This window comes from Aeromicrobium sp. REDSEA-S38_B2, assembly GCF_001628525.1.
GTDB lineage: Bacteria > Actinomycetota > Actinomycetes > Propionibacteriales > Nocardioidaceae > Aeromicrobium > Aeromicrobium erythreum.
Map to the genome: position 1 here is coordinate 18,705 of NZ_LUNH01000061.1, position 9,353 is coordinate 28,057.

At 70.8% G+C, this 9,353-nt stretch carries 7 protein-coding genes and 2 pseudogenes; all 9 read right to left on the reverse strand.

The genetic code is table 11. The annotated features are described in order from the left end of the window. Positions 1-57: 57 nt before the first annotated feature. A pseudogene (locus A6Q81_RS12685) lies at positions 58-2,315 on the reverse strand (RelA/SpoT family protein). Between the two features lie 165 nt (positions 2,316-2,480). Continuing rightward, the gene (locus A6Q81_RS12690; protein ID WP_286690678.1) at positions 2,481-3,005 is read right to left on the reverse strand and encodes an adenine phosphoribosyltransferase; all 525 of its coding nucleotides are present in this window, start codon (positions 3,003-3,005) and stop codon (positions 2,481-2,483) included. Positions 3,006-3,010: 5 nt separating this feature from the next. Further along, complete coding sequence (locus tag A6Q81_RS12695; RefSeq protein ID WP_286690679.1) at positions 3,011-3,460, reverse strand: hypothetical protein; 450 nt, start codon at positions 3,458-3,460, stop codon at positions 3,011-3,013. 50 nt (positions 3,461-3,510) lie between these two features. Then, entirely contained in the window at positions 3,511-4,644 is a 1,134-nt protein-coding gene (gene secF / locus A6Q81_RS12700) for a protein translocase subunit SecF (protein ID WP_286690680.1), read from the reverse strand. Then, positions 4,644-6,275 carry a protein translocase subunit SecD gene (secD, locus tag A6Q81_RS12705; protein ID WP_286690681.1) on the reverse strand — a complete coding sequence of 544 codons (1,632 nt, stop codon included), beginning with the start codon at positions 6,273-6,275 and terminating at the stop codon, positions 4,644-4,646. The genes secF and secD overlap by 1 nt, the downstream gene beginning before the upstream one ends. Next, positions 6,275-6,568: a preprotein translocase subunit YajC gene (gene yajC / locus A6Q81_RS12710; RefSeq protein WP_067857924.1), complete on the reverse strand. Its 294-nt coding sequence runs from the start codon at positions 6,566-6,568 to the stop codon at positions 6,275-6,277. Before yajC ends, secD begins: the two co-directional genes overlap by 1 nt. Positions 6,569-6,724: 156 nt before the next feature. Then, entirely contained in the window at positions 6,725-7,780 is a 1,056-nt protein-coding gene (ruvB, locus tag A6Q81_RS12715; protein WP_286690682.1) for a Holliday junction branch migration DNA helicase RuvB, read from the reverse strand. Between the two features lie 5 nt (positions 7,781-7,785). Then, on the reverse strand, positions 7,786-8,379 hold the full coding sequence (gene ruvA / locus A6Q81_RS12720) for a Holliday junction branch migration protein RuvA (protein ID WP_253023000.1): 594 nt from the start codon (positions 8,377-8,379) through the stop codon (positions 7,786-7,788). Continuing rightward, a pseudogene (locus A6Q81_RS12725) lies at positions 8,376-8,873 on the reverse strand (crossover junction endodeoxyribonuclease RuvC); the annotation flags it as partial. The gene ruvA and the pseudogene A6Q81_RS12725, both read right to left, overlap by 4 nt. Between the last annotated feature and the right edge of the window lie 480 nt (positions 8,874-9,353).

The following is a 9,353-nucleotide window of genomic DNA, read 5'->3' on the forward strand; positions in this document are numbered from 1 at the left end:
GGTGTCCTGACGGTGGGGTCCTGGGCTGGCGGCCAGGACCCCGTCGTCAGGGCAGCGTCACTGGGTGACGCGGTAGACGTCGAAGACGCCCTCGATGTGCCGCACGGCCGCGAGCACGTGGTCGAGGTGCTTCGGGTCGCCCATCTCGAAGCTGAACTTGCTCTTCGCGACTCGGTCGCGCCCGGTGGTCAGCGCCGCCGACAGGATGTTGACGTGCTGGTCGGAGATGATCCGGGTGATGTCGCTGAGCAGGCGCGGCCGGTCGAGCGCCTCGACCTGGATGGCGACGAGGAAGGTGCTGTGCGCCGTGGGGGCCCACTGCACGGGGACCAGACGCTCGGGCTGCGAGCGCAGCGACTGCAGGTTCACGCAGTCCTTGCGGTGCACCGAGACGCCCGAGCCTCGGGTGACGAACCCCTCGATGTCGTCGCCCGGCACCGGCGTGCAGCAGCGGGCGAGCTTGACCATGAGGTCGCCGGAGACGCCCACGACGAGCAAACCCGCCTGCGGCCGCCGGACAGGGCGATGACCCGCTCGACGACGTTCTGCGCACCGACGTTGTTCTCCCCCACGGCGGCGTACAGCGCCGAGACGTCGGGAAGGTTGAGGTCCTTGGCGATCGCGTCGAGCGTGTCGTGCTTGAAGATGCGGTGCAGCGGCAGGTTCTCCTTGCGCATCTGCTTCGCGATGAGGTCGCGGCCGTGCTCGATCGCCTCCTCGCGCCGCTCCTTGGTGAACCACTGACGGATCTTGTTGCGCGCGCGCGGGCTCTTGACGAACTCCAGCCAGTCGCGGCTGGGCCCGGCGTCAGGCGACTTGGACGTGAAGACCTCGACGACGTCGCCCGTCTTCAGCTCCGACTCCAGCGAGACGAGCCGTCCGTTCACGCGGGCGCCGATGCACGCGTGGCCCACCTCGGTGTGCACGGCGTAGGCGAAGTCGACCGGGGTGGCCTGGGCGGGCAGCTGGATGACGTCGCCGCGCGGGGTGTAGGCGTACACGCCCGCGCTGTTCATCTCGAAGCGCAGGTTGTCGAGGAAGTCGACGGAGTCCTCGGTCTCGGACTGCCACTGGACCAGCTCGCGCAGCCAGGCCATGTCGTCGCTGCCCGGCGAGGCGTTCTTGCCGGTGGCCGGACGCGCGCTGCCGTTCTCCTTGTACTTCCAGTGCGCCGCGACACCGTACTCGGCGCGACGGTGCATGGCGTGCGTGCGGATCTGCAGCTCGACCGGCTTGCCCTGCGGGCCGATCACGGTCGTGTGCAGCGACTGGTACATGTTGAACTTCGGGACCGAGATGTAGTCCTTGAACCGACCGGGGATCGGGTTCCACCGCGCGTGGAGCACACCCAGCACGCCGTAGCAGTCGGCAACGGAGTCGACCAGGATCCGCACGCCGACGAGGTCGAAGATGTCGGTGAACTCGCGCTCGCGCACCAGCATCTTCTGGTAGATCGAGTAGTAGTGCTTGGGCCGGCCGCTGACCGTCGCCTTGATCTTCGCGTGCCGCAGGTCGGACTCGACCTCGCCGATGACCCGCTCCAGGAACTGGCCGCGCGACGGCGCACGATCGGCCACGAGGCGGACGATCTCGTCGTAGACCTTCGGGTGCAGCGTGGAGAAGGCGAGGTCCTCGAGCTCCCACTTGATCGTGTTCATGCCGAGCCGGTGCGCGAGCGGCGCGAAGATCTCGACCGTCTCGCGGGCGATGCGCTCCTGCTTGTCCTGGCGCAGGTAGCGCAGCGTGCGCATGTTGTGCAGGCGGTCGGCGAGCTTGATGACGAGCACGCGGATGTCGCGGCTCATCGCGACGACCATCTTGCGGATCGTCTCCGACTGCGCCGAGTCGCCGTACTTGACCTTGTCGAGCTTGGTGACGCCGTCGACGAGCAGCGCCACCTCCTCGCCGAAGTCGGTGCTCACCGCGTCGAGCGTGTACGGCGTGTCCTCGACCGTGTCGTGCAGGAGCGCTGCGCACAGCGTCGGACCGGTCATGCCCAGCTCGGCCAGGATCGTCGCGACCGCGAGCGGGTGGGTGATGTAGGGGTCGCCGCTCTTGCGCTTCTGGCCCTCGTGCATGCGCTCGGCGATCTCGTACGCCTTGCGGATGACGTCGACGTCGGCCTTCGGATGGTTCTCGCGGTACACGGCGAGCAGCGGGTCGAGCACCGGGTTCTGCGGCGTCGAGCGACCACCGATGCGCGCCAGCCGGCTGCGCACCCGGGCGCCCGCCGGAGCGGGGTCGACGCGGGCAGGCTCGGTCGCCGGCGCCCCCTCGGGGGCTCCGGCCTGCGGTGTCTCGATGCGATCAGCCACTCACTGCTCCTGTCGTGCCTTCCATCGTAGGCCAGGGGCGGCCACCACCGGAGCGGCGTGTCAGAGGAGCACGTCCAGCAGGGTGGCGGCCGCCGTCAGCACCAGGATGGCGACGAGCACGAGGGCGATGGTGCGGGTGTGTCGAGGGTTCACGGTCTCCGGTCCTCAGTAGCGGCGCAGGCTCACGAGCGGGACGTCAGAGAGCCTGTCGCGGCCTCCGAGCGGCCCGATCTCCAGGACCACCGCATTGCCCACGACCTCGGCGCCGCAGGTCTGCACGAGCTCGGCGGCCGCACGCAGGGTGCCGCCGGTGGCCAGGACGTCGTCGACCACGACGACGCGGGCGCCGGGCGCCAGCGCGTCGGTGTGGATCTCCACGGTCGCCTCGCCGTACTCGAGTGCGTACGTGGCGCGGTGCGTGTCGGCAGGCAGCTTGCCCTCCTTGCGCACGGGCACGAAACCGACGCCGAGCTCGAGGGCCAGGGGCGCACCGAAGATGAAGCCACGCGCCTCGACACCGACGACGGCGTCGGGGCGCAGCTCACGGACGGCGTCGGCCAGCGCGGCCGTCACCGCGCCGAACGCGTCCGGGTCGGCGAGCAGCGGCGTGACGTCACGGAAGGTGACGCCCTGCACCGGCCAGTCCTCGACCGGCCGGACGCAGGCGTCGATCGCCGTAGCGGCGTCCACGGAGGTCAGGACGTCTTCAGGTCGACGTCGCACTCGTCCTTGGCGTGCTTCTCGATCGCGTCGGACGCCTTGGTGAACTTCTCGTCGCCGAGCTTCTGGAACTCCGAGGCCAGACCCTGCAGCTTCGTCATGTCGACGCCCTCGGGCAGGTTGCCCGACTGGACCTTCGCGAGGTCGGACATCTTGAGCCCGGCGTCATCGAGCGCCTTCTCGACGGAGGTGATGCCGTCGTCGAGCACCTTCCAGTCGCTCTTGATGTCGGAGGGGGCCTCGTCGGCGAGCTCGTGGAACGTCTTGAACGCCTCGTCGATCTTGCCGAGGTCGTTGCTCTCGAGCGAGTCGAACTGCTTCGTGGCGGACTTCAGGTCGGAGCAGTAAGCGCTGCTGCCGGATCCGCAGGCGGTCAGGGTGGTGGTGGCGGCGAGCAGGGCGCCGGCGAGGGCAAGCTTCTTCATGCCCGCAAGCATGTCATGCCGATCCTCGGCGGGCCCACGGCCCCACGCCGTCACCGTCCGCCCGACCCGGTGCCGCCCTTGCGCGCCGAACGCGGCGGACGGGACGGCTGGCGACGCTCGCCGGGACCGCGGACGGCGGCGCCCTGCTCCCCCGCCGCCACCGGATCGGCGTCGTCGGCAGCTGCGTGCTCGGCCGCGACCTGGGCGTCCTTGGCCCGCCGCGCGAGCACCCGCTTCGTGTGCGCCTTGACGGCGGGGTCGCGCTCGCGCAGCTGGACCGCGAGCGGCGTCGCGATGCAGATCGAGGAGTAGGTGCCGGCCGCCATCCCGATGAAGAGGGCCAGCGCGAGGTCCTTGAGCGGACCCGACCCGAGGACGCCCACGCCGACGACGAGCAGCGCGAGCACCGGCAGCAGGGCCGTGACCGAGGTGTTGATGGACCGTACGAGGGTCTGGTTGACCGCCAGGTTCGCCTGCTCGGCGTACGTGCGACGGTTCGAGGCCAGCACCCCGTGGGTGTTCTCGCGCACCTTGTCGTAGACGACGACGGTGTCGTAGAGCGAGTAGCCGAGGATGGTCAGGAAGCCCGTGACGGTCGCGGGCGTCACCTCGAAGCCCGACCACGCGTACACGCCCGCGGTGATGAGCACGTCGTGCGCGAGTGCGACGACGGCCGCGAGCGACATCCGCCAGTCGCGGAAGTAGGCCGCGATGAAGACGACGACCACCACGAGGAACACGAGCAGGCCGGTGAGCGCCTTGCTGGCCACCTGCTTGCCCCACGACGGGCCGATCAGGTTCTGGCTGACCTCGGTGGCGCCGGCGTCGGTGAGCGCCTTCTCGAGCGTGGCCGTCTGGTCCTGCGTCAGGGCGCGGACGTCGATGCGGATCGTGTCCTGGCCCGACGTGGTGACGATGGGGTCACCCGCCTCCGGCACGCCGGCCTCGTCGATGGCGCGCGTGAGCCGGTCGGCGGTCGCGGTGTCGGCCTGCTGCACCTTGGCGGTGAGCTCGACACCACCCTTGAACTCGATGCCCAGGTTGAAGCCCTGCACGACGAAGCCGAGCGTGGACGCCAGCAGGATCACGACGGAGATCGTGTACCAGAGCCGGCGGCGGCCGACGAAGTCGACCGAGACGCGGCCGGTGTAGAGGTGCTGGCCGAAGCTGCTGAGACGTCCCATCAGGCGCGTCCTCCCGTGCGGGTCCGGGCGGGGCCGGACTGGTCGACGGCACGCTCACCGATGCCGAGGTGTGCGGCGTCGAAGCCGGAGAGCTTGTGCCCCTTGCCGAAGAACGTCGTGCTGGCGAGCAGCGACATCAGCGGCTTCGTGAACAGGAACACCACGATGACGTCGATGATCGTCGTCAGGCCGAGCGCGAAGGCGAACCCGCGCACCACGCCGATCGCGAAGATGAACAGGATCACCGCCGCCAGCAGCGAGACGCCGTCGGCCGCCAGGATCGTGCGCCGGGCACGGTCCCACCCCGACTCGACCGCCAGACGCAGCGACTTGCCGTCACGCACCTCGTCACGGATGCGTTCGAAGAGCACGATGAAGGAGTCTGCGGTGATGCCGATCGCGACGATCAGGCCGGCGATCCCGGGCAGCGTCAGCGTGAAGCCGAGCGACTGCCCGAGCAGCAGGACCATGGCGTAGCTGACGGCGGCGGCCATGAGCAGCGAGCCGATGGCCACGAGGCCGAGGCCCCGGTAGTAGAGCAGCAGGTAGCCCATGACGAGCACGAGGCCCACGCCGCCGGCGAGCAGACCGGCCTGCAGCTGGCTGCCCGCGAGCGACGGACCCTCCACGGAGACGCCGTTGACCTTGAAGGTCAGGGGCAGCGCACCGTAGGTGAGCTGGTTGGCGAGCGCCTTGGACGACGTCGACGTGAAGCTGCCCTGGATCTGGGACTGCCCGTTGCGGATGACCGCCTGCGACGTCGGCGCGCTGAGCACCTCGCCGTCGAGGACGATCGCGAAGCTCTTCTGCTGCGGCGTCAGCGCGGTGGTGACGGCGTCGAACACCTTGGAGCCGGAGTCGCGCATCGCGATGGAGACGACCCACTGCGACCGCTGGCTGTCGTAGACCTGCTCGGCCTTCTTGACCTGCGAACCCTCGATGACCGAGGGGCTCAGGACGAAGACCTGGCCGTTGGTCGGGTCGCAGGTGACGAGCGGCCGACTGGGGACGTCCTCGACCTGGTTGCCGTCCGGCGAGCACTGGAACCCGGCGGCCAGCTGCTGCAGCGCGGCGACGCCGTCGGAGTACTGCTTCGGGAGGGTGGCCGGCGAGTCGGTCTCGGCGGCGATCATCTGGTCGAGCGACAGCTTGGTCCAGTCGACCGCCGACACCGCCTTCTCGGCCTTCGCGCGCGCCGCGTCGTCGAGCGGCTGTCCCGTGGCGCCCTGGGCCTGTGCCCAGACGAGCCGGAAGCGCAGCTGGGCCGTCTTGCCGACCTGGTCGACGATGTTGCCGCGGCGCTCGCCGGGGATCTCGATGATGACCTGGTTGCCGCCCTGGGTCGTGACCTCGGCCTCCGACACGCCCGTGGCGTTGACGCGCTGGTCGATGATGTCGCGCGCCTCGCGCAGCTTCTCCGGCGTCACGTCGCCCGACGAGGCCTCGGCCTGCAGGGTGATGCGGGTGCCGCCCTGGAGGTCGAGGCCGAGGCGCGGCTTCCAGACGGCGCCGTCGTCGTGCTTCAGGTCGACGCCGACGAGCAGGCCGTAGAGCGCCACGACCAGCGCGAGGAACAGCAGGAGGGTGCGACGAGGACGCGGGGTCCCGGGTCGGGGCGCAGGTCTGGCCATCAGTCGTTCGGGCTCTCGGGTTCGGGGGTCGGGCTCGGGTCGGCGACCTTCGCGACGGCCTGGCGGTTGACGGTGATCACGGTGTCCGGGGCGATCCGCAGCTCCGCCTCGACGTCACCGAGGGAGACGAGCTCGCCGTAGATGCCGCTGGCGAGCATGACACGACGACCGGGCTCGAGGGCGGCCTGGGTGTTCTGGTAGTCCTTCTGCCGCGCCCGCGCCGGTCGCATGACCAGCAGGTAGAAGATCACGAGCAGCAGGACGATGGGCAGGAGGCTGTAGAGGTCGGTCACGGGAGATGCTCCGTCAGGGTGGGGTGTCGTCCGCAGGGCGGACCTGGCTCAGGGCCAGGAGGAAGTTTAGACACGCAACCAAGCACCGTGGCCCTTCCCATGCTTCCACGAGGGCGTGTCGGGACGGACGCCTGCCCCGCCGCGGGCGCGCCGCGGCTAGGCGTCGTCGAGCGGGAGCTGTGCCGGGTCGGCCGGTGCGGCGAGCCCGAGGTGACGCCAGGCGGCTGGGGTCGCGATCCGACCGCGCGGCGTCCGCGCGAGGAAGCCCAGCCGGACGAGGAACGGCTCGGCGAGCTCCTCGACGGTCTCGCGCTCCTCACCGACGGCGACGGCGAGCGTGCTGATGCCGACCGGTCCCCCGCCGAAGCTGCCGCAGAGCGCCTGCAGCACGGCACGGTCGAGCCGGTCGAGCCCCAGGTCGTCGACCTCGTACAGGGCGAGGGCCTTGCGCGCCTCGGGGTGGCCGACGGTGCCGTCTCCGCGCACCTGGGCGTAGTCACGGACGCGACGCAGCAGCCGGTTGGCGATGCGCGGGGTCCCGCGGGAGCGGGAGGCGATCTCGCGGGCGCCGTCGTCGGAGATGGTGAGGTCGAGCAGCCGGGCGGACCGTTCGACGATGCGTTGCAGCTCGGCGGCCTCGTAGTAGTCGAGCTGGGCGGTGAACCCGAACCGGTCGCGCAGCGGCCCGGGCAGGAGCCCGGCGCGGGTGGTGGCGCCGACGACGGTGAACGGCGGGATCTCGAGCGGGATCGCCGTCGCGCCCGGGCCCTTGCCGACGACGACGTCGACCCGGAAGTCCTCCATCGCCATGTACAGCAGCTCCTCCGCGGGCCGCGACATGCGGTGGATCTCGTCGATGAAGAGGACGTCGCCCTCGTCGACACCGGACAGGATCGCGGCGAGGTCGCCCGCGTGCTGGATGGCGGGACCGCTGGTGAGGCGCAGATGCGCACCGAGCTGGTGGGCGATGATCATCGCGATCGTGGTCTTGCCCAGGCCGGGAGGACCGGAGAGCAGGACGTGATCGGGTGTGCGGCCTCGCTGCTGCGCGGCCTCGAGCACGAGGGAGAGCTGCTCGCGGACCCGCTCCTGGCCGACCAGCTCCTCGAGCGTGCGCGGGCGCAGGGCGGCGTCGAAGGCGCGGTCGTCGGGCGTGGCCTCGGCGAGGACGGCGTCGAGGTCGGCGAAGGAGTCGCGGTACTCGTCGTGCACGCCGCTCACGCCTTCGACAGGGATCGCAGGGCGAGGCGCAGCAGCTGCCCGACGTCGGGCTCGTCGCCCGCGGAGTCGGCCACGGCGTCGATGGCGCGCTCGGCGTCGCGCGAGGACCAGCCGAGGCTCTGCAGCGCCTCGAGCACCTGGGCCCGCCACGGCTCGCCTCCACCCGTGCCGCCGGACGTCGCGACGGGTGCCGGGCCGACGCGGTCCTTCAGCTCGACCACGATCCGCTCGGCGCCCTTGCGGCCGATGCCGGGCACGGACGTGAGCACCGCGTGGTCGGACTCGGCGATGGCGCGACGCAGCCGGTCGGGGGCGAGGACGGCGAGCATCGCGAGGGCGACCTTGGGCCCGATGCCGCTGGCGGTCTGCACCAGCAGGAACATGTCGCGCTCGTCGGCGTCGGCGAACCCGTAGAGGGTCAGGGAGTCCTCGCGGACGACCAGCGTGGTGGCGAGCTGGGCCTGCTCCCCCAGCCGCAGCCGGGCGATGGTGCCGGGCGTGCAGTGCACGAGGTGGCCGAGGCCGGCCACGTCGATGACGGCGGAGTCGAGCGAGAGGGCGGCCACCTGGCCGCGGACGTGGGCGATCATCGGAGGGACTCCTTGCGCTGGGCAGCGGCGTGGGCCTGCTGCAGACGGTTCTGCGCGCCGCCACGCCAGATCTGGCAGATGGCCAGGGCGAGCGCGTCGGTGGCGTCGACCGGCTTGGGCGCCTCCGCGAGACGCAGCAGCCGCACCACCATGGCCGCCACCTGTGCCTTGTCGGCGCGCCCGCTGCCCGTGACGGCCGCCTTAACCTCGCTGGGCGTGTGCAGCTTGACGTCGACCCCGTGCCGCGCGGCCACGAGCATCGCGACCGCGCTCGCCTGCGCGGTGCCCATGACGGTGCTGACGTTGTTCTGGCTGAACACCCGCTCGACGGCCACGACGTGCGGCCGGTGCAGCCGCACCGCCTCCTCGAGCCCCTGCTCGAGCCGGTGCAGACGCCGGGCGGTGTCGAGGTCGGCCGGCGTGCGCAGCACGTCGACGTGCACCATCTCCAACGGCCGACCGACGGAGCCCTGCACGACACCGAGACCACGCCGGGGTGGGGGGTGGGTGCTGCCGCAGGGGGTCTCGACCTGCTGATGCGCTGCCTGCGGGGGTCCCGACCTGCTGCGGCGCTGCCGCAGGAGGTCTCGTCGTGCTGCTGCGCTGCCTCGACCTTCGCGGTGTCTGGTCTCCGAAAGGGCCTCGACCGGGCGGCAGGCGACCGCGCTGGTCTGGGGTCTCGGGCTGTGGCTCGCGCGGGACGCAAGAATCTGCGTTCGTGCGCTGAGGTCGAAGGATGCTGCGTTGACGACGGGATCCCGTCGTGAACGCAGAAGCCTTCGGCCTCGAACGCTCGAATGAAGAATCGTGAGTGCCCTTGGCGTTGGGGGGACGCGAGATTCTCCCTTCTCGTGGACCGTTCCACGCGAAGGGAGGTTGGGCTCAACCGGTTGTTGCAAGTAGCCCTTCGTTGAGGGTCTGGGCTGGAGTCTTCCATCCGAGGGTCTGGCGTGGGCGGGTGTTCAGGCGTAGGG

Coding starts and splice junctions, on each gene's coding strand:
- secF (WP_286690680.1), bottom strand. CDS start 4,644: ATGGGACGTCTCAGCAGCTTCGGCCAGCACCTCTACACCGGCCGCGTC.
- A6Q81_RS12695 (WP_286690679.1), bottom strand. CDS start 3,460: ATGAAGAAGCTTGCCCTCGCCGGCGCCCTGCTCGCCGCCACCACCACC.
- secD (WP_286690681.1), bottom strand. CDS start 6,275: ATGGCCAGACCTGCGCCCCGACCCGGGACCCCGCGTCCTCGTCGCACC.
- ruvA (WP_253023000.1), bottom strand. CDS start 8,379: ATGATCGCCCACGTCCGCGGCCAGGTGGCCGCCCTCTCGCTCGACTCC.